Below are 19,601 nucleotides of genomic sequence, written 5' to 3' on the forward strand. Positions count from 1 at the left end.
GGCGAAGAAACGGTCTAAATAGGCTGATTCAAGGCATTTACGGGAGAAAAAATCGGCTCAAACATGAAGAAATGAAATGACTGAGTCAGCCGAGAAGAATTTCCCCGCTTATTCGCACCTTCCTTAGCAGAAACATTGCAAGTGTCTAAAGCCGCCAGTCGTTGTCACGTTTCACAGTCCTCCATGACGGTTGCATTGCGTAATCTGGAAGAAGCACTTAATGCACAGCTCTTTCTGCGTCAGCCCAAAGGGATCCGGCTCACTTTGGCAGGGGAGCGCTTTCTGACACATGCCCGCACGATCATAAGCAACAGCCACATCGCCCTGGAGGATCTGCATCGCCAACCGGAAACGACTGCCGGAAAAGTGCGGATAGGGATAGCTCAGACGCTCTCGGCATACCTACTACCGGAAATGCTTAGTGACATTGAAAACCGTTTTCCCTTACTGGAAATCGACTATTTCGAGACCACGGCACCTGAGCTGCTGACCGCTCTGCGCCAGCAGCAGGTTGATTTTTGTCTACTGCTCACTTCAAATATTGAGCGCGATAGCAACCTTGTGGTCGAAACCATTCTTCGATCGCTGCGCCAGTTGTGGATCGCCCCGGGACATGCTTTGCTGAGTCAGTCTGTTATCAGACTACGGGATATCGAGAAGCTGCCCTTTTTGATGCTCGAAACCGACCAATATCCCACGGTGATCACCCAAGTCTGGCAGCACGCTGGCTATCAACCCAGCATCCACTTCCGCAGTAACTCCTTTGAAGCTGTTCGCAGCCTCGTTGCCCAGGGCAACGGTATAACCATCTTATCCGACCTGGTCTACCGCCCCTGGTCGCTAAACGGTCAGCGTGTCATTCGCCGGACGATTGAGGACTGCATCACCTACATGGACGTCGGCGTGGTCACCAACGCCGGACAACAGTTGTCAGTTCCGGCTCAGAGATTAAGGGATTTTCTACGTACGCTGATTGTGAGACTTGAGGGTAAGAGCTAAGTGCGTTGTCAAAAATCGGTTCAGGGAAACTAAAGAATGAATAGCTACCGCAGCTGTAGCTATCTTTTAAGTTGGCAGATTAGTGTCAACTTCCGCTTTTCGCTCAAAGCAGCCTATCAACCTCTAACAGCTTAAAAACAAGAGTGTTCGTCATTGCCAGCCCCTTCACGCTGCATTCTGACTGAATTCCGCCCAGCGGGCTAGCAGGTAAGCCGGGTTAATCGGACGCTGGGTATCAGCAATGAGCTTACCTTCAAATTGCGCCAGGTCGGGATCGTCTGCCAACACTCCCGCGTCAAAGTGAACGGTCAATGTCTCTGGGTTAATCGCCATCAGGCCCGCATCAAACAAGCGATGCAGGTCAACGCGCATAAGCAGCCCGTTAGTGTAATGGTCGATACCGTCATTGCAGTGCTCCACAAGATGGGCCGCTTCCGTGCGCTGGCGTGTGCGAACACCGGAAATCACGCAACAATTAAAACAGTTCAGACGAACTGTCTCGGTGAATTCCACCTGATCAGGACGAGTGATGATCTCCACTTTATTGCCTTCTCGTTTAGGCTTCACAGGAAGTTCTGCAATGGGTGCTACCGGTTGTTGCATATCTATCGGTTCGATAGGCTGACTGACTGGTGCTGGCTGTACCTGTTTATGCACACGTGCAGCCATAAAATCACGGGCGCTTTCGAGCATAGTTTCAGCGGTGCCGCGGAACTGTAAACGGAATTCGAGCAGCAGATGCGTCGGTAGAATCTGGCGCAATTTTTCGTGGATATCTTCACGGCTGGCTTCATCATTGATGCGTTTTTTATTAGCCTTCCGCTCTTCTTCTTCACGGCGAAGGCGTGACGCTTTATGTAGATCCTCCAAACGCTGCAAGTCCTCAGCCTTAGTAGCGGCTTTTTTCCCCTTTTGGATTTTCCCGACAGCATCACGCCGGAAGCAGTACTTTTCAAAAATGGATGAGGAGAGAATAGCCGCGATGATTTCCTGTACTGGAAGACCTTGATTCCGAAGGCCACTCACCCATTCGTGAAGCTGTTTCGAATACGGCACACCCTTTTCAATCACCCCGCCACTGGCAAGGCGCAGAGCTTCATCTTTATGGCATTCAACAATCTGGAAACGCCGTTCCTGTTCCAGTTGCTCATTTTCATGTTGGTGGACCTCAACCTGCTGTCGTTTGGCCTCCGCTTTCTCCAGTGTTTCCCGCGTTAATTCTCGATAGTTTTCGGTGGAGGCTTGCGCCTTTAGATAGCGAGCATAAGCAACGGATTTAGGAACATTGCGGAGGATATATTCCTCATCTTTACCAACGGCAAGTTGACGCTTAATTTCTAACATGAGGCCGCTGCGATCAACCTTTGGCCCCGCAGGAAGGATGGCATTCAACAGTTTGGTAATGCGTACACTGCCAGTGCCACTTAATTTGGTAATACGATTATTTTTGAAAAATTTCTTTGCCATACTCAAAAGTTCCAGCCCAGACCTACAACGCACCAGCATAATTATACCGACAAATCGTATTAATCCCTCGCTGATGACTTTTAATCCCCGTATGCAGGTGTAACGCTTTCGCTTCATGCACCCAGAAACTGCCGCCTGCCTGCGCCTGTGGGTGGAAGAGACGAGCTTGCGGATACCTTTCGCTCAGTTGACCGTGACTCAAGCCAAACCATTTCCTCGACACCTCACGGAATTCGCGCGTCGTTAACAACCGCCCGCCCATTCGCTGACAGCGTTCGCGGGCGGTAGAAAAATTATTATCAACCGTGCCCTCACCGATAAGCCAGGTATTCACAACGAAAGGATAGTGCTGCGTATTGCCCGTTTTACGGTTGCGCAACGTCAAGGTATTGGAAAGTTCATGTTCCTGTGGTTGCCGTTTCATCACCAGCGTTACTCGCCCTTCCTGATGCGGTCGAATGTCGAGCCAGTCATGGGCAATGCTAAAGACGACATCGTTCAGATTGAGCCCTTCATGATTGCTGCTCATGGTGACCGTGGCCCCGGTAAAACCGGCGCTTAGAATACTGGCGGTGCGAAAACCGGAATTGGTTGGCGAGTGAAAGCTTATACGCTTGAAATAGTCTTTTTTTTCAGTCGCACTCACAGACGGTAAAAAGATGAACGGTAATACACAAAAACACCAGGCGGGCGGCTTCATAGGCTTCCTTTCATATCATCGCGATACCTGAAGGCAGCATAGCGTTACCTGTTACGGCATAAAGCATTTTTACCTAATTTGAAAATACAATTGAGTTCTTCACTTCCGGGAATAGGTCAGTAGACATCACCGCGTCCTCCTTCGTGATCTCCCTCACACAACCAAACATCGCCTATTCCCCTGTAAAACCTGCGTGTTAACATTCACGCTGTAAATACCTTTCAACTCATACCGAGGCTTTGATGCTGGAGAATGTAATCATCCGATAATCAGCTCCCCGACCTTTTAAGGCCGGTCTGATTATCAATGCGCCGAAATCGAATGCGGACACCGCTGTGTGTTTGCACGTTTTGCACATGATGATTAACAGGTTCACCAGTATGAATTTATCCCGTCAGGAACAACGTACCTTACACGTTCTCGCCAAAGGTGGTCGAATTGCGCACGTTCGCGATTCCTCTGGCCGCGTTACCTCCGTCGAATGCTATAGCCGCGAAGGGCTTTTGCTCAGCGACTGTAACCTCGCCGTCTTCAAAAAACTCAAAACCAAAAAGCTGATTAAGTCCGTCAATGGGCAACCGTACCGTATTAATACCACGGGGTTGCAGAACGTCCGCGCCCAACTGGACAACCGTTAAGCAAGGAGCAAGTCTATGGATATCCCACGTATTTTTACGATTAGCGAAAGCGCGCACCGCATTCATAACCCCTTCACGGCAGAAAAGTACGCCACGCTGGGGCGCGTACTCAGGCTTACGCCAGAGATGCACATTCTTGACCTCGGCAGCGGCTCCGGTGAGATGCTCTGCACCTGGGCGCGCGATCATCAGATAACCGGCACTGGCGTTGATTTAAGTCCGTTGTTCACCGGGCAGGCTAAAGCACGTGCGCAGGAGCTGAAGGTGAGCGAACGCGTGAGCTTTATCCATCGCGATGCCGCAGGTTATGTGGCTGCTGAACGCTGTGATATCGCGGCCTGCATCGGTGCAACCTGGATTGGCGGGGGCCTTGCAGGCACGCTGACCCTTCTGCGTCAAAGCCTGAAACCCGACGGAATGATGCTTATCGGCGAACCTTTCTGGCGTCGTATGCCTGAATCCGACGCGGTTGCGCAGGCGTGCGGCGCAAACGCACCAGAGGACTTTTTGGCACTGCCCGAACTGGTCGGTTTATTGGATGAGCGCGGCTATGACGTGGTGGAGATGGTGTTGGCCGACCAGGAAGGCTGGGACCGCTATGAAGCTGCAAAATGGCTCACCCTACGCCGCTGGCTGGAAGCCAACCCGAACGATCCGTTCGCGCCGGAGGTTCGCACACTATTAACCGCATCACCGAAACGGCATGTCACTTACACCCGTGAATACGTCGGCTGGGGCGTGTTTGCCCTGATGCCGCGATAATCCCTCCCCCTAAAGCCGGGTAACGCTGTTACCCGGCATCGCATACCCACACAAATAAGACGTTTAATTCCTGCCGCATTTGATCACAAAAATGAAACAAATCGACCTTCTTGTGCACGTTTTCTAAAAATGTAGATATTTTTTACTTATGGCTACGAAATGAGCATCACGCACTCTCCCTGAAACCTCAAGAGGATCGCTTCTGATGAATGCACTGACCGCCGTACAAAACAACGCTGTCGATTCAGGCCAGGACTATAGCGGATTCACCCTCACCCCGTCGGCGCAATCCCCGCGTCTGCTGGAACTCACCTTCACCGAACAGACGACCAAACAGTTCCTCGAGCAGGTTGCCGAGTGGCCCGTGCAGGCGCTGGAGTACAAATCGTTTCTGCGTTTTCGGGTAGGCAAAATTCTTGACGACCTCTGTGCGAACCAGCTGCAACCGTTGCTGTTGAAGACGTTGCTAAACCGCGCTGAAGGTGCGCTGTTGATCAATGCGGGGGGTGTCGATGATGTGAAGCAAGCGGATGAGATGGTGAAGCTGGCAACGGCGGTGGCGCATCTGATTGGTCGTTCCAATTTCGACGCAATGAGCGGTCAGTACTACGCGCGTTTTGTAGTGAAAAATGTCGATAACTCAGACAGCTATCTGCGTCAGCCGCACCGTGTGATGGAGTTGCATAACGACGGTACCTACGTTGAAGAAATCACTGATTACGTGCTGATGATGAAAATCGACGAGCAAAACATGCAGGGCGGAAATTCGCTGCTGCTGCATCTCGATGACTGGGAACATCTGGACCACTATTTCCGCCACCCGCTGGCGCGTCGCCCAATGCGCTTTGCCGCGCCGCCGAGTAAAAACGTCAGTAAAGATGTATTCCATCCGGTGTTCGACGTCGATCAGCAGGGTCGCCCGGTGATGCGCTATATCGACCAGTTCGTCCAGCCAAAAGACTTCGAAGAAGGCGTGTGGTTGAGCGAGCTTTCCGATGCCATTGAAACCAGCAAAGGCATTCTTTCTGTGCCCGTTCCCGTTGGCAAATTCCTGTTGATTAACAACCTGTTCTGGCTGCACGGTCGCGACCGCTTTACCGCGCATCCGGATCTGCGTCGTGAACTGATGCGCCAGCGCGGCTATTTCGCTTACGCCACTAACCACTACCAGACGCATCAGTAAGCGCAAAGGAATTGAGCGGATGTATGATTTTGTGATTATTGGCGGCGGCATCATCGGCATGTCGACCGCCATGCAACTGATTGATCTCTATCCGGACGCCCGCATTGCGTTGCTGGAAAAAGAGTCCGGCCCTGCCTGTCATCAGACGGGCCACAACAGCGGCGTGATCCATGCCGGGGTTTATTACACGCCCGGTAGCCTGAAGGCGCAGTTTTGCCTGGCGGGGAACCGCGCCACCAAAGCCTTTTGCGATCAAAACGGCATTCGCTATGACAACTGCGGCAAGATGCTGGTCGCCACGTCCGATCTCGAAATGGAACGGATGCGCGCCTTATGGGAACGCACAGCGGCAAACGGTATTGAGCGCGAGTGGTTAAACGCCGACGAACTGCGCGAGCGCGAACCGAATATCACCGGGCTTGGCGGTATTTTTGTGCCGTCCAGCGGCATTGTCAGCTACCGCGAAGTCACAGCGGCGATGGCAAAAATCTTCCAGGCCAGAGGCGGTGAGATTATTTATAACGCCGAAGTCAGCGGCCTTAATGAGCATAAAAACGGCGTGGTGATACGTACCCGCCAGGGCGGCGAATATGAAGCATCGACGCTGATTAGCTGTTCCGGGCTGATGGCTGACCGGCTGGTGAAAATGCTCGGCCTCGAACCTGGCTTTATTATCTGCCCGTTCCGCGGCGAGTATTTCCGCCTTGCGCCGGAGCATAACCACATTGTTAACCACCTGATTTACCCCATTCCCGATCCGGCAATGCCGTTTTTGGGCGTGCATCTCACCCGCATGATCGACGGCAGCGTCACCGTCGGGCCAAACGCGGTGCTGGCGTTCAAACGCGAAGGCTATCGCAAGCGCGACTTCTCATTTAGCGACACGCTGGAGATTTTGAGCTCGTCGGGGATTCGCCGGGTGCTGCAAAACCATCTACGCTCAGGACTGGGCGAGATGAAAAACTCGCTGTGCAAAAGCGGCTATCTGCGGCTGGTGCAAAAGTATTGTCCCCGGCTTTCGTTAAGCGATCTCCAGCCCTGGCCTGCCGGTGTGCGGGCGCAGGCGGTATCGCCGGACGGCAAGCTGATTGACGATTTTCTGTTTGTCACCACCCCGCGCACGATCCACACCTGCAATGCGCCCTCCCCGGCAGCGACATCAGCAATTCCTATTGGTGCGCATATTGTCAGCAAGGTACAAACGCTGTTGGCAAGCCAGAGTGACCCCGGACGCACGCTGCGAGCGGCACGTAGTGTGGATGCCTTACACGCCGCGTTTAATCAATAACCTTTGAAAACAGGATGTAGCGATGAAACTTAACGACAGTAACTTATTCCGCCAGCAGGCGTTGATTAACGGGGAATGGCTGGACGCCAACAATGGCGAGGTCATCGACGTTACCAATCCGGCGAACGGCGACAAGCTGGGTAGCGTGCCGAAAATGGGCGCTGATGAAACCCGCGCGGCTATCGACGCCGCCAACCGCGCCCTGCCCGCCTGGCGTGCGCTCACCGCCAAAGAACGCGCCAACATTCTGCGTAACTGGTTCAATTTGATGATGGAGCATCAGGACGATTTAGCGCGTCTGATGACCCTCGAACAGGGCAAACCGCTGGCTGAAGCGAAAGGCGAAATCAGCTACGCCGCCTCCTTTATTGAGTGGTTTGCCGAAGAAGGCAAGCGTATTTATGGCGACACCATTCCCGGTCATCAGGCCGATAAGCGCCTGATTGTGATCAAGCAGCCGATTGGCGTTACCGCCGCCATCACGCCGTGGAACTTCCCGGCGGCGATGATTACCCGTAAAGCCGGTCCGGCGCTGGCGGCAGGCTGCACGATGGTGCTGAAACCCGCCAGTCAGACGCCGTTCTCTGCGCTGGCGCTGGCGGAGCTGGCGATTCGCGCGGGCATTCCGGCTGGCGTATTTAACGTGGTCACCGGTTCGGCGGGCGCGGTCGGTAACGAACTGACCAGCAACCCGCTGGTACGCAAACTGTCGTTTACCGGCTCGACCGAAATTGGCCGCCAGTTAATGGAACAGTGCGCGAAAGACATCAAAAAAGTGTCGCTGGAGCTGGGCGGCAACGCGCCGTTTATCGTCTTTGACGATGCCGACCTCGATAAAGCCGTGGAAGGCGCGCTGGCCTCGAAATTCCGTAACGCCGGGCAAACCTGCGTTTGCGCCAACCGTTTATACGTGCAGGACGGCGTGTATGACCGCTTTGCCGAAAAATTGCAGCAGGCGGTGAGCAAACTGCACATCGGCGACGGGCTGGATAAAGGCGTTACCATCGGGCCGCTGATCGATGAAAAAGCGGTAGCAAAAGTGGAAGAGCATATTGCCGATGCGCTGGAGAAAGGCGCGCGCGTGGTTTGCGGTGGTAAAGCGCACGAACGCGGCGACAACTTCTTCCAGCCAACCATTCTGGTGGACGTGCCGGCCAACGCCAAAGTGTCGAAAGAAGAGACGTTCGGCCCCCTCGCCCCGCTGTTCCGCTTTAAAGATGAAGCCGATGTGATTGCGCAAGCCAATGACACCGAGTTTGGTCTTGCCGCCTATTTCTACGCCCGTGATTTAAGCCGCGTCTTCCGCGTGGGCGAGGCGCTGGAGTACGGCATCGTCGGCATCAATACCGGCATTATTTCTAATGAAGTGGCCCCGTTCGGTGGTATCAAAGCCTCGGGTCTGGGTCGTGAAGGTTCGAAGTATGGCATCGAAGATTACTTAGAAATCAAATATATGTGCATCGGTCTTTAACTGGAGAACGCGAATGAGCAGCAATAAAGAGTTAATGCAGCGCCGCAGTCAGGCAGTTCCTCGTGGCGTTGGGCAAATTCACCCCATTTTCGCTGACCGCGCGGAAAACTGCCGGGTGTGGGACGTTGAAGGCCGTGAGTATCTTGATTTCGCGGGCGGGATTGCGGTGCTCAATACCGGGCACCTGCATCCAAAAGTGGTTGCGGCAGTGGAAGCGCAGTTGAAAAAACTGTCGCACACCTGCTTCCAGGTGCTGGCCTACGAGCCGTATCTGGAGCTGTGCGAGATTATGAATCAGAAGGTGCCTGGCGATTTTGCCAAGAAAACGCTGCTGGTAACGACCGGTTCTGAAGCGGTGGAGAACGCGGTGAAAATCGCCCGCGCCGCCACCAAACGCAGCGGGACCATCGCCTTTAGCGGCGCGTATCACGGGCGTACGCACTACACGCTGGCGCTGACCGGCAAGGTGAATCCGTACTCTGCGGGGATGGGCCTGATGCCAGGGCATGTTTATCGCGCGCTTTATCCTTGCCCGCTGCACGGCATCAGCGAGGATGACGCTATCGCCAGCATCCACCGGATCTTCAAAAATGACGCGGCGCCGGAAGATATCGCCGCCATCGTGATTGAGCCGGTTCAGGGCGAAGGCGGTTTCTACGCCGCAACGCCAGCCTTTATGCAGCGTTTACGCGCGCTGTGTGACGAATACGGGATCATGCTGATTGCCGATGAAGTGCAGTCCGGCGCGGGGCGTACCGGCACACTGTTTGCGATGGAGCAGATGGGCGTTGCACCGGATCTCACCACCTTTGCGAAATCGATCGCAGGCGGCTTCCCGCTGGCGGGCGTCACCGGGCGCGCCGAAGTGATGGACGCTGTCGCACCTGGCGGTCTGGGTGGCACCTATGCGGGTAACCCGATTGCCTGCGTGGCCGCGCTGGAAGTGTTGAAGGTGTTCGAGCAGGAAAATCTGCTGCAAAAAGCCAACGACCTGGGGCAGAAGCTGAAAGACGGATTGCTGGCGATCGCCGAAAAACACCCGGAGATCGGCGACGTACGCGGGCTGGGGGCGATGATCGCCATCGAGCTGTTTGAAGATGGCGATCACAGCAAACCGAACGCCAAACTCACCGCCGACATCGTGGCGCGCGCGCGCGATAAGGGCCTGATTCTTCTCTCCTGTGGCCCGTATTACAACGTGCTGCGCATCCTGGTACCGCTCACCATTGAAGATGCTCAGATTCGTCAGGGTCTGGAGATCATCGGCCAGTGTTTTGATGAGGCAAAGCAGTAGCACCGCACCATGCCGGAGGCGACGCTTTGCGTCTTGTCCGGCCTACGAGAATCCAGGTCGGATAAGGCGTTTACGCCGCATCCGACAATCTGTACGTGAACAGGAATAAATCTATGTCGGCCGGATAAGGCGGAGCCGCTCTCCGGCAAAAAGAATTAATAACAATTAAACGCGTGACCCGACGCGGGAAATGTCGGGGCGCTCTCCCAAGTGACACACTTTCGAGAGGATTCAGGATGGGGCAATCATCGCAACCACATGAGTTAGGCGGCGGGCTGAAATCACGCCACGTCACCATGTTGTCTATTGCCGGTGTTATCGGCGCAAGTCTGTTTGTCGGTTCCAGCGTCGCCATCGCCGAAGCGGGCCCGGCGGTATTACTGGCCTATCTGTTCGCCGGATTACTGGTGGTTATGATTATGCGAATGCTGGCGGAAATGGCGGTTGCCACGCCCGACACCGGCTCCTTCTCCACCTATGCCGATAAAGCCATTGGCCGCTGGGCAGGTTATACCATCGGCTGGCTGTACTGGTGGTTTTGGGTACTGGTTATCCCACTGGAGGCTAACATCGCCGCTATGATCCTGCATTCATGGGTTCCCGGCATTCCCATCTGGTTGTTTTCCCTGGTCATTACCCTCGCCTTAACCGGCAGTAATTTATTAAGCGTTAAAAACTATGGTGAATTTGAGTTCTGGCTGGCGCTGTGCAAAGTCATCGCCATCCTGGCCTTTATCGCGCTGGGTGCAGCGGCGATTAGTGGTTTCTACCCGTATGCCGACGTGAGCGGGATCTCAAGATTATGGGATAGCGGCGGCTTTATGCCCAACGGCTTCGGGGCGGTACTAAGCGCGATGTTGATCACCATGTTCTCATTTATGGGCGCGGAAATTGTCACCATCGCCGCAGCTGAATCTGACACGCCGGATAAACATATTGTCCGCGCCACCAACTCGGTTATCTGGCGTATCTCTATTTTCTATTTGTGTTCTATTTTTGTCGTCGTGGCACTCATTCCGTGGAATATGCCAGGACTGAAAACCGTGGGTTCCTACCGTTCTGTGCTGGAGTTGCTGAATATTCCGCACGCGAAATTCATTATGGATTGCGTTATTTTGCTGTCAGTAACCAGTTGCCTGAACTCGGCGCTGTATACCGCGTCAAGAATGCTCTACTCCTTAAGCCGTCGCGGGGATGCGCCTGCGGTAATGGGTAAAATCAACCGTAGCAAAACCCCGTATGTGGCAGTATTACTCTCCACCGGTGCGGCGTTTTTAACGGTGGTGGTCAACTATTACGCGCCTGCGAAAGTGTTTAAATTCCTGATAGACAGCTCCGGCGCTATCGCCCTGCTGGTTTATTTAGTCATCGCCGTTTCGCAGTTGCGGATGCGTAAAATCCTGCTGGCGGAAGGCGGCGAAATTCGCCTGCGCATGTGGCTTTATCCGTGGCTTACCTGGCTGGTGATTGGCTTTATTACCTTTGTGTTGGTGGTGATGTTATTCCGTCCGGCTCAACAATTAGAAGTGATATCCACCGGCTTATTAGCGATAGGGATAATCTGTACCGTGCCGATTATGGCGCGCTGGAAAAAACTGGTATTGTGGCAAAAAACTCCACTACACAATACCCGATAGATTGTTATCCCGGCGCAAGCCGGGATTGCTACACAGGAGCAAGGCCATGACCGCTATTCCTCAACCAACGGCCATTGATGGCTATCGCTGGCTGAAAAACGATATTATTCGCGGCGTTTATCAACCCGATGAAAAGCTGCGCATGAGCCTGCTAACCGCCCGCTACGGCCTTGGCGTAGGGCCACTGCGCGAGGCGCTTTCCCAACTGGTGGCAGAGCGGCTGGTGACGGTGGTGAATCAGAAAGGATACAACGTCGCTTCCATGTCGGAAAAGGAGCTGCTCGACATCTTCGATGCGCGCGCCAACATGGAAGCCATGCTGGTGCGCCTGGCCATCGAACGCGGCGATGACGCCTGGGAGGCCGAAATCCTTGCCCGCGCGCATATGCTCAGCAAGCTGGAAGCCAATGACGCCAGTGAAAATATGCTTGATGAGTGGGATCGCCGCCATCAGGCGTTCCATACGGCGATTGTCGCGGGCTGCGGTTCGCATTATCTGCTGCAAATGCGCGAACGATTATTTGACCTGGCCGCGCGCTATCGCTTCATCTGGCTGCGCAGAACGGTGCTGTCCGTCGAAATGCTGGAAGATAAACATGACCAGCATCAGCAATTGACTGAGGTAATACTGGCGCGCGATGCGGCCCGCGCCAGTGAATTAATGCGTCAGCATTTGCTGACGCCGATTCCGGTGATTCAGCAGGCTATGGCCGATTCGCGTTAGGGTATTTGAACGATGTCGGGATTATCGGAATATCTGAGTGCGTCAATCAGTAAGGCGAATGCTGGCAGGTGCTGTTTTCGGCTGGGATAATAGAGATAATATCCCGAAAAAACAGGACTCCACTCGGACAAGACGGTCACAAGTCTTCCGTCGGCAATTTGCTGACGGATGCTATCCTCAGGAATAAATGCCAGGCCAAATCCGGACTCCGCAGCATCGATTCGTTCGGCAATGGTATTAAATGTTAGCTGGCCGTCGACCCTCACCTTTAGCTGTTTCCCTGCTTTTTCGAACTCCCAGTGATACAAACCACCCGCCGTTGGCAAGCGCATATTGATGCAGCGATGATGCTGGAGATCGTGCGGCGTTTGCGGCATACCATACTGCGCAAAATAGTCCGGCGAACCGGCAACCACCAGGCGCACGTCGGGACCAATGCGCACGGCGATCATGTCTTTATCGACACTTTCGCCCAGACGCACACCGGCATCGAAGCGCCCTTCCACAATGTTGACGAAGCCGTTATCCACCACCAGCTCAACGTTGATATCGGGGTATTGACGTAAAAACGGTTTCAGTTTTGGCCACACCAGACATTTGGCCGAATGTTCGCCCGCAGAGATACGGATATTCCCCGCCGCAACGCCGTTCAGTTGTACAAGCTGTTCCAGCTCTTCATCCAGCTCGGAAAGCCGGGGCTCCAGACAGGCGATGATCCGCTCACCGGCTTCCGTTGGGGCTACGCTGCGGGTGGTGCGCGTTAACAGGCGAATGTTCAGCCGGGCCTCCAGCGCTTTCATTGCATGGCTGAGTGCCGACTGCGAAACACCAAGCTTTCCCGCCGCTTTGGTGAAGCTACGCTCTCGCGCGACGGCGAGAAAGAGCTGAAGCTCATTGAAATTTTCTTTAAGCATGGGCGCGTCTCATACTCCCTGAACTTTGTGCTGAAATGATGAATCATTTTCATAGATTTAAGCATTCTAGCGCTATTAAATACATTAATCCCCACTGATCTTAATGTTGGTAAATGCGCCGCACGGTTCTATAGTCGATACAGACATTCAGTTACAGGATTTACTAATGCGTTTTAATGGACTTACTAAAGGTTTCTTTCTTTTCATCCTGGCCCTGGTCACCTGGGCTTTCTTCGATGTGTTATCGCCATACTTCTCCGCCATTCTATGGGCGGCGGTATTAACCGTTATTTTCTACCCGGTGAAAAACAAATTGCGCGATGCCATGGGCGATCGTAACGGGTTAGCCTCACTGCTTACGCTGGCGATTATTTGTCTTATTGTGTTCATCCCGTTAATGGTTATTCTCTCATCGCTCGCCTTCGAGCTGAATGTGGTTTACACCAAGTTACAGCAGAACAATACGCAGTTCCCGGAGGTGGTGGCCGCGATATTCTCGCATCTCCCCGACTGGGCGCGCGGGTTCCTGACGGAGCACAATCTGGATGATGCCGCGCAGATCCAGAAAAAACTGTCGGAAGTGGCATTGCAGGGCGGGCAATATCTTGCGGGCAGCGCTTTCCTGATAGGTAAAGGCACCTTCGGCTTTGCCATTAGTTTCGGCATCATGCTCTATCTGCTCTTTTTCCTGCTCAAAGATGGGCCGTATCTGGTTAATCAGATTCTGGATTCACTGCCGCTTTCCGACTTTGTGAAACAGCACCTGTTCGCCAAATTTGTTGGCGTAACGCGCGCCACGGTAAAAGGCACGGCGGTCGTCGCCATTGTTCAGGGTGCACTGGGCGGTATCGCCTTCGCGATTGTCGGCATCGACGGCAGTATTCTGTGGGGCGCGCTGATGGCGTTTCTGTCGCTGGTGCCTGCCGTGGGTTCAGCCATTGTTTGGGTCCCGGCGGCGATTTTCCTCTTCGCTACCCACCAGCTGTGGCAAGCCCTGTTTATTGTCGGCTTCTTTGTGATTATCGTCGGTCTGGTCGACAATATTCTGCGTCCACTGCTGGTCGGGAAAGACACCAAAATGCCCGATTACCTGATTCTTATCACCACGCTTGGTGGCATGGAAATTTACGGGATTAATGGTTTCGTCATCGGCCCATTAATTGCCGCTCTGTTCCTTGCCAGCTGGAATCTTTTCTCTGGCCGCGATCATGAAGGTAATGCCGAAGAGCTTGACGAAGCATTTATTGAGGAAGGGAAAAAAGGGCCGGATTTGTAATGGGGGCGGATATCGGCGGCGGTGTTGGTCGCCGATATTGCTAACCGTACAACGGGTCGTTTCCTGCGCTACATGGCAGAACCCGCGGCGACAACTTGCCGTAAATGCTGGTATAGATTAGAGAAACGAGCGAGTCAGGTCTGGTATTGAAAAGTTTGATATGTCCGCTCAGTGCCAGGTGCGGACGTCCAGTTTGACCTGTGAGTTGAGGACGAGCGAATCATCAAATCATCATTACTGTTTTCTACCCATTGCAGGAACCAGCGCGAAAGCCATAAACAAGAGGAGACTAACCAGCAAAAAAGCATCAGAAAATGCCATTGTTTGAGCTTCCTGCATCATCATCTGACCCAGTAATTTTGTTGCTGCCAGTGGCCCTGCGGTACCGTCACTTCCTCCCTGAATGAAAATTACAGTGTAACGGGTAATGAATTCATTGACAGTTTGTGGCACGGACACAATCTTCTCCCCAATTCTTTGGTAATGAAAATTAGTCCGGTTATTAAGAATCGTCCCACACAGGGCAATTCCGATAGCGCCACCAAGATTACGCGTCAGGTTAAATACTCCCGATGCCAGCTTCAGCCGTTCTTTTGGTATACCGCCCAGGGTTAATGTGACGATCGGCGCCATCGCAAATTGCTGTGAAACACCCCTGATAGCCTGTGGTAGCAGTAGTTCTTGCCATCCCCATTGATGAGTTATGGGGGTGAAAAGAAACATAGAAAACGCAAATCCGCCCAGTCCAGCCATCAGTAACCATTGCAGGTTTATTCTTTTACTCAAATATAAATAAAGAGGCACTGACAGAATTTGAAATATACCGGTTGTGCATACCGCTAGGCCAATATCCATCGCGCTAAACCCTCTGACCTGCCCCAAAAATACCGGGGTCAGGTAAACGGTTGAGAATATCCCCACACCTCCAGCAAAAGAGAAAAAACAGCCCAGCGAAAAGTTTTTATCACTGAACGCATAAAGATCCATAATGGGATTCGATATTGTCAGAGTGCGTGTCGCAAATAAAAGCGCACTCACCAGCGTTAGACCTGATGTCACTATAATCGTACTGTCGTCAAACCATCCCCACCTGGCCCCTTCCTCAAGAGAGTACTCCAGGCATCCTAGCGTAAGCGCAAGTAAAGCAATGCCCAGATAATCTGCACCTTTAAGGAGTGACAGGTTGGGTTTATCAATATCCACCAGCAAAGGAATGCTCATCACCAGATAAAGACCCGGCAATATGTTGATATAAAAAAGCCAACGCCATTCAAGATTATCGGTAATCCATCCTCCCAGGGTTGGCCCAAGCGTTGGAGATAAGGATGCCAGCGCGCTGACAACGGCGGCAGCTAACCCCAACTCTTTGCCCTGGTAATAAATAAAAGCAGTGGTAAAGACCAACGGAATCATCGATGCACCTGCGGCTCCCTGCAAAGCGCGGAATACAATCATGCTCTGTATATTCCACGCCAGAGCGCAGGCAACGCTCATAACAGTAAAAACCCCGGCAGAAAGCGTAAAAAGCCAGCGGGTTGAAAATACCCGCGACAACCACCCAGAGAGAGGGATAATAATGATTTCCGCAATCAGATAGCTAGTCTGAATCCATGCCATCTCATCTTTGCCTGCTGAGAGACCACCGCCGATTTCATTAAGTGAGGCCGAGACAATCTGAATATCAAGCTGGGCAATAAACAGCCCAATACACATACTGGCGAAGGCGATATGTTTTCGCATAGCGGCCCCCATCAGTGTCGTTCGTTGACGCTAACGGTCACTGAAAGTCCGGGGCGAAGGATGCGCGCCAGTTCATCCACTTTATCAATAGCAATCCGCACCGGAACGCGCTGCACAATTTTAGTAAAGTTGCCGGTGGCATTTTCTACAGGGATCAGGCTAAAACTCGATCCCGTTGCCGGTGCCAGACTTTCGACATATCCGTGAAAAACTTTGCCGTGTAGGACATCTGCCTGTATCTCCGCTTTCATCCCAGGTTTCATCCCGGCAATCTGGCTCTCCTTAAAATTCGCATCTATCCATAGGCCGCTAACCGGTACAACGGAGGCTAACTGCGTGCCTCCCGCCACCCAGCTACCGTCACGGGCGCGACGGTTCGCAACAGTACCCGTTATAGGGGATCGGACAACGGTGTACTCCAGATCGAGCAACGCGCGGTCGAGTGCCGACTTCGCCTCACGGTAGCTTGCCCTTGCGGCTTCCAGTTCGGCAGATAACATTGTCAAACGCTGTTTCTCAGTCTGGTAATCATTCGCCGCTTTGCGTTCTCTGGCTATCATTCGTTGATAATCAAGCCGTGCGTTATCTTTGATTTGTTGAGAAATGGCCGCTGACTTTGCCAACAGTTCGTAACGCTTGCTGTCTTTCGAACTCTTTTGCGCATCGAATTTTTCCGCCTGCCAGGCTTCACCGGCACTCGCGATGACCGATTGTTGCATCGTGATACTGGCACGAATACTGTCTAGATTGGCTTTGCTCCTCGATACTTTCGCCTGAGATTGAGCAACAGCGGCGCGATAATCCCTGTCATCAAGAGTAAGGATAATTTCGCCAGCTTTAACTAGTTGATTGTCGCCAACCTCAATCCGCGAGATATAACCCGAGACTTTACTGGCGACCACGGTAATATTCCCCCCTACATAGGCATCATCCGTGGATTGTATAAAACGACCATTTATTAACCACCATCCGTAAATAATCGCGCAAACCACCAGACAAATTATTCCCACTGTGCGGGTAAGGTGTCTTTTAAAAAAAATCATCATTAATGACCGTCGCTCAGAATGTCTAAATACCGTGCATCCTGATGAGGTTGCACATCCATGGCAGAAAAATTATCATGTCTTTTATGATGATAAATGCCAATAAACACATCCAAAATGACAATCACACTACAGCCAGAAGCACTGCCGGGACATCACATCATCGGACTGGATTCTGAACATCTGAACGGTGGGATAGTACCGTGGCATAAGCACATCTATGCCCAACTGCTCTATCCTGCGGAAGGCGCCGTGCGGGTGTGGGCGGGTGGTAGCGTCTGGATGGTCCACGCCAGCTGTGCACTCTGGCTGCCGCCACAGATGCCGCATAAATTTGTCGCGACAGGCAACGTGTTGCTTAAAACCATTCTGATCAATGAAGCACAGAGCAAAATAGTCGGAAATCGGTGTTTCACGACCGGGATTTCACCGCTGTTAAGGGAATTGCTGATTGCGATAAACCAACTGACGCATCAGCAACAAAATAGTCCTGACAGCGAACAGCAGCAGCGTTTTTCTGCCTTAGAGACATTAATTTTGCAGGAAATAAAAGCCGGTGGAAAAGTCTCTCTGGAACTTCCCTGGCCACGTGATATGCGGCTCCAGTCGCTGTGCGAAGAGTTAATGAACCATCCAGGATATCTTCCCTCACTGGATAATCTGGCCGATAAAATCAGCGTCAGTAGTCGCACGCTTATGCGTCTTTTCGTGAAAGAAACTGGCCTGACTTTTCGACACTGGATCCAACAGATGCACGTCATAAGCGCAATTTCATTACTGGAAGAAGGAAGCTCTGTCGCGAAAATAGCTCACCATTTAGGCTATTCCTCAGCGGAATCATTCGGGAATATGTTTAAACGCAGGACAGGTTATTCACCAAGTAAATATAGCGCCTCGATAAAGTAAGAGGTGTTATAACGTTTTTATAGAAATCCTACGTCCGCTCTTCGCACATAGCGGCCTTTTCGTGTCTTCGGCAAGGCTAATCCCTATCCAGAGATAGCGCTTGCCGCATCCATCGGAATATATCCTTAAACTCAGCGAATTAGCTACCGCGATAGGTTGAATAGCCGTATTGACTCAACAGAAGAGGGATATGAAGTTTTTCATTATTTTTAGAAACGTTGAACGTCACTGGAATACCAGGGAAAAATGTCTCCATTTTCTGGCTTTTAAAATAGTCACCTGTTTCAAAGGTTACTCTGTAAATCCCCGGTGTCATATCACTGTCTGCGGGATAAAGTGATTTAATTCGGCCACCTGCATCGGTTTTTCCATCGGCAATATGCTTCCAGTTCACTCCCTCTTGTTTATCCAGCACAACCTTCACGCCAGAAGACGGCAAACCCGTTTGCTGGTTAAGAATATGAACGCTGAGAGTCCCTTCAGGGGCAGCTAATACACTCAAGCTACACAGGGATAAGGCAACAACGATTATTTTTTTCATTGACTCTGTTCCATGACATTCAAAGTGTCTGAAAACTATAGATGCTCTTGTCTACTTTAAAAATTAAACATTTTGTTAACTTTGGATCGCCAACGAAGAGTTGCTCATGACGGCCCCCTGGCTTGGTGAGCTTCTCCGCTCTGTTCAGGAGCGGAAGTTGTAGTGACACCCCCGCAATTACCACAGTAATTAAATGGTCATTGCACATAAAAACTAACGCCGTGGTGCATGGCAATTCACATGAAAATCTGTCTGCGCATCACCGCTGATTTTTTTATGAAAATTATTTGACTGATCGTTCCATAATCAATACTATGCCGCCTCTACTCATTTTAAGTCCCACATCCCTATGAGTGCTGACAAACCAACCTTTCCAGGTCGTCCACGAAAGTTCGAAGATCAGGATGTCATCGATGCTGCCGTCGCTGTTTTTAGCGCCAATGGCTATGCAGGCACCTCTGCGCAAGATTTATGCAATGGTACGGGATTAGGGCGAGGAAGCTTATACAATGCCTTTGGAAGCAAACAAGCCCTGTACGAGCAAGCTTTGTTGCGCAGCCATGAACAAACTATGTCCGCACAGTTAGCAATACTTACACAATCAGGTCCGGTGAAAGAGCGTTTGCATACCCTCCTGCTCTGGGGCATTGCCGAAGATCTTTCTCAGCCAGAGCAGCATGATGCGATGCTCTTATTTTCAGCCCTGGAGATGGGCAGTAAAGATGAAGCCGTTGCCAGCCTGAATAATGAATATCGTGAGCGTTTAGAAAAAACGTTGGTGGCGGTATTTATCGAAGGTCAACAAAGTGGTGAACTCAACAATAAAGCATCAGCCGTCGAAATGGCGAGAGGCTTTTTGGCTGGCTATTACGGTTTACGTGTACTGAATAAAAACATTTCTGATAGAAAAATCCTCGAAGATGTCGTCGCTGGTCTGTTAATCAATTTATAAATTCTAAGCATAAAATTTCATTAATTACTAGCGTTCATTTTTTTAACGATCATTCCAATACAATGG

Annotated in this window: 18 protein-coding genes; 12 read left to right on the forward strand and 6 right to left on the reverse strand. The window is 52.0% G+C overall.

What is annotated here, in order from left to right:
- Positions 1-135: 135 nt before the first annotated feature.
- On the forward strand, positions 136-999 hold the full coding sequence (locus ACWWFX_RS19120) for a LysR family transcriptional regulator (RefSeq protein WP_473224491.1): 864 nt from the start codon (positions 136-138) through the stop codon (positions 997-999).
- A gap of 165 nt (positions 1,000-1,164) precedes the next feature.
- Here ACWWFX_RS19120 and ACWWFX_RS19125 read toward each other — a convergent pair whose 3' ends face one another.
- Complete coding sequence (locus tag ACWWFX_RS19125) at positions 1,165-2,466, reverse strand: HNH endonuclease (protein ID WP_473224492.1); 1,302 nt, start codon at positions 2,464-2,466, stop codon at positions 1,165-1,167.
- A 22-nt stretch (positions 2,467-2,488) separates the two neighbouring features.
- Complete coding sequence (locus ACWWFX_RS19130) at positions 2,489-2,995, reverse strand: hypothetical protein (RefSeq protein WP_473224493.1); 507 nt, start codon at positions 2,993-2,995, stop codon at positions 2,489-2,491.
- 551 nt (positions 2,996-3,546) lie between these two features.
- Between ACWWFX_RS19130 and ACWWFX_RS19135 the strand changes: the two genes are divergently transcribed.
- The 8 genes from ACWWFX_RS19135 (at position 3,547) to csiR (ending at position 12,163) form a co-directional block, all read left to right on the forward strand.
- Positions 3,547-3,804 (forward strand): YjhX family toxin, encoded by a 258-nt coding sequence (locus tag ACWWFX_RS19135; protein WP_276220308.1) that lies wholly within the window; start codon positions 3,547-3,549, stop codon positions 3,802-3,804.
- Positions 3,805-3,819: 15 nt separating this feature from the next.
- Positions 3,820-4,566, forward strand: coding sequence for an SAM-dependent methyltransferase (locus ACWWFX_RS19140; protein WP_473224494.1), 747 nt, complete (start codon positions 3,820-3,822; stop codon positions 4,564-4,566).
- Between the two features lie 205 nt (positions 4,567-4,771).
- Positions 4,772-5,749 carry a glutarate dioxygenase GlaH gene (glaH, locus tag ACWWFX_RS19145; RefSeq protein WP_473224495.1) on the forward strand — a complete coding sequence of 326 codons (978 nt, stop codon included), beginning with the start codon at positions 4,772-4,774 and terminating at the stop codon, positions 5,747-5,749.
- 19 nt (positions 5,750-5,768) lie between these two features.
- Complete coding sequence (gene lhgO / locus ACWWFX_RS19150) at positions 5,769-7,037, forward strand: L-2-hydroxyglutarate oxidase (RefSeq protein ID WP_473224496.1); 1,269 nt, start codon at positions 5,769-5,771, stop codon at positions 7,035-7,037.
- 22 nt (positions 7,038-7,059) lie between these two features.
- On the forward strand, positions 7,060-8,508 hold the full coding sequence (gene gabD, locus ACWWFX_RS19155; protein ID WP_473224497.1) for an NADP-dependent succinate-semialdehyde dehydrogenase: 1,449 nt from the start codon (positions 7,060-7,062) through the stop codon (positions 8,506-8,508).
- A gap of 13 nt (positions 8,509-8,521) precedes the next feature.
- Entirely contained in the window at positions 8,522-9,802 is a 1,281-nt protein-coding gene (gabT, locus tag ACWWFX_RS19160; RefSeq protein ID WP_473224498.1) for a 4-aminobutyrate--2-oxoglutarate transaminase, read from the forward strand.
- Between the two features lie 236 nt (positions 9,803-10,038).
- Entirely contained in the window at positions 10,039-11,439 is a 1,401-nt protein-coding gene (gene gabP / locus ACWWFX_RS19165) for a GABA permease (RefSeq protein ID WP_276220312.1), read from the forward strand.
- Between the two features lie 46 nt (positions 11,440-11,485).
- A complete protein-coding gene (gene csiR / locus ACWWFX_RS19170) occupies positions 11,486-12,163 on the forward strand; it encodes a DNA-binding transcriptional regulator CsiR (RefSeq protein ID WP_473224499.1) in 678 nt (225 codons plus the stop codon).
- Here the strand turns inward: csiR and ACWWFX_RS19175 are convergent.
- Entirely contained in the window at positions 12,160-13,077 is a 918-nt protein-coding gene (locus ACWWFX_RS19175; RefSeq protein WP_473224500.1) for a LysR family transcriptional regulator, read from the reverse strand. The genes csiR and ACWWFX_RS19175 overlap by 4 nt on opposite strands.
- A 166-nt stretch (positions 13,078-13,243) precedes the next feature.
- On the opposite strand from ACWWFX_RS19175, the gene ACWWFX_RS19180 reads away from it, so the two are divergent.
- Positions 13,244-14,353, forward strand: coding sequence for an AI-2E family transporter (locus ACWWFX_RS19180; protein ID WP_473224501.1), 1,110 nt, complete (start codon positions 13,244-13,246; stop codon positions 14,351-14,353).
- Between the two features lie 234 nt (positions 14,354-14,587).
- Here ACWWFX_RS19180 and ACWWFX_RS19185 read toward each other — a convergent pair whose 3' ends face one another.
- Both ACWWFX_RS19185 and ACWWFX_RS19190 read right to left on the reverse strand, forming a co-directional pair.
- A complete protein-coding gene (locus ACWWFX_RS19185) occupies positions 14,588-16,105 on the reverse strand; it encodes a DHA2 family efflux MFS transporter permease subunit (protein ID WP_202212812.1) in 1,518 nt (505 codons plus the stop codon).
- A complete protein-coding gene (locus ACWWFX_RS19190) occupies positions 16,105-17,136 on the reverse strand; it encodes an HlyD family secretion protein (protein ID WP_473224551.1) in 1,032 nt (343 codons plus the stop codon). Before ACWWFX_RS19190 ends, ACWWFX_RS19185 begins: the two co-directional genes overlap by 1 nt.
- Before the next feature lie 117 nt (positions 17,137-17,253).
- Here ACWWFX_RS19190 and ACWWFX_RS19195 point away from each other — a divergent pair, with 117 nt between their 5' ends.
- Positions 17,254-18,042: an AraC family transcriptional regulator gene (locus ACWWFX_RS19195; protein ID WP_276220316.1), complete on the forward strand. Its 789-nt coding sequence runs from the start codon at positions 17,254-17,256 to the stop codon at positions 18,040-18,042.
- 139 nt (positions 18,043-18,181) lie between these two features.
- On the opposite strand, the gene uraH is transcribed toward ACWWFX_RS19195, so the two are convergent.
- On the reverse strand, positions 18,182-18,583 hold the full coding sequence (uraH, locus tag ACWWFX_RS19200; RefSeq protein ID WP_473224502.1) for a hydroxyisourate hydrolase: 402 nt from the start codon (positions 18,581-18,583) through the stop codon (positions 18,182-18,184).
- 349 nt (positions 18,584-18,932) lie between these two features.
- On the opposite strand from uraH, the gene ACWWFX_RS19205 reads away from it, so the two are divergent.
- Positions 18,933-19,535, forward strand: coding sequence for a TetR/AcrR family transcriptional regulator (locus ACWWFX_RS19205; RefSeq protein WP_473224503.1), 603 nt, complete (start codon positions 18,933-18,935; stop codon positions 19,533-19,535).
- Positions 19,536-19,601 lie beyond the last annotated feature (66 nt).

Source organism: Pseudocitrobacter sp. 2023LY-00077, from assembly GCF_055796175.1.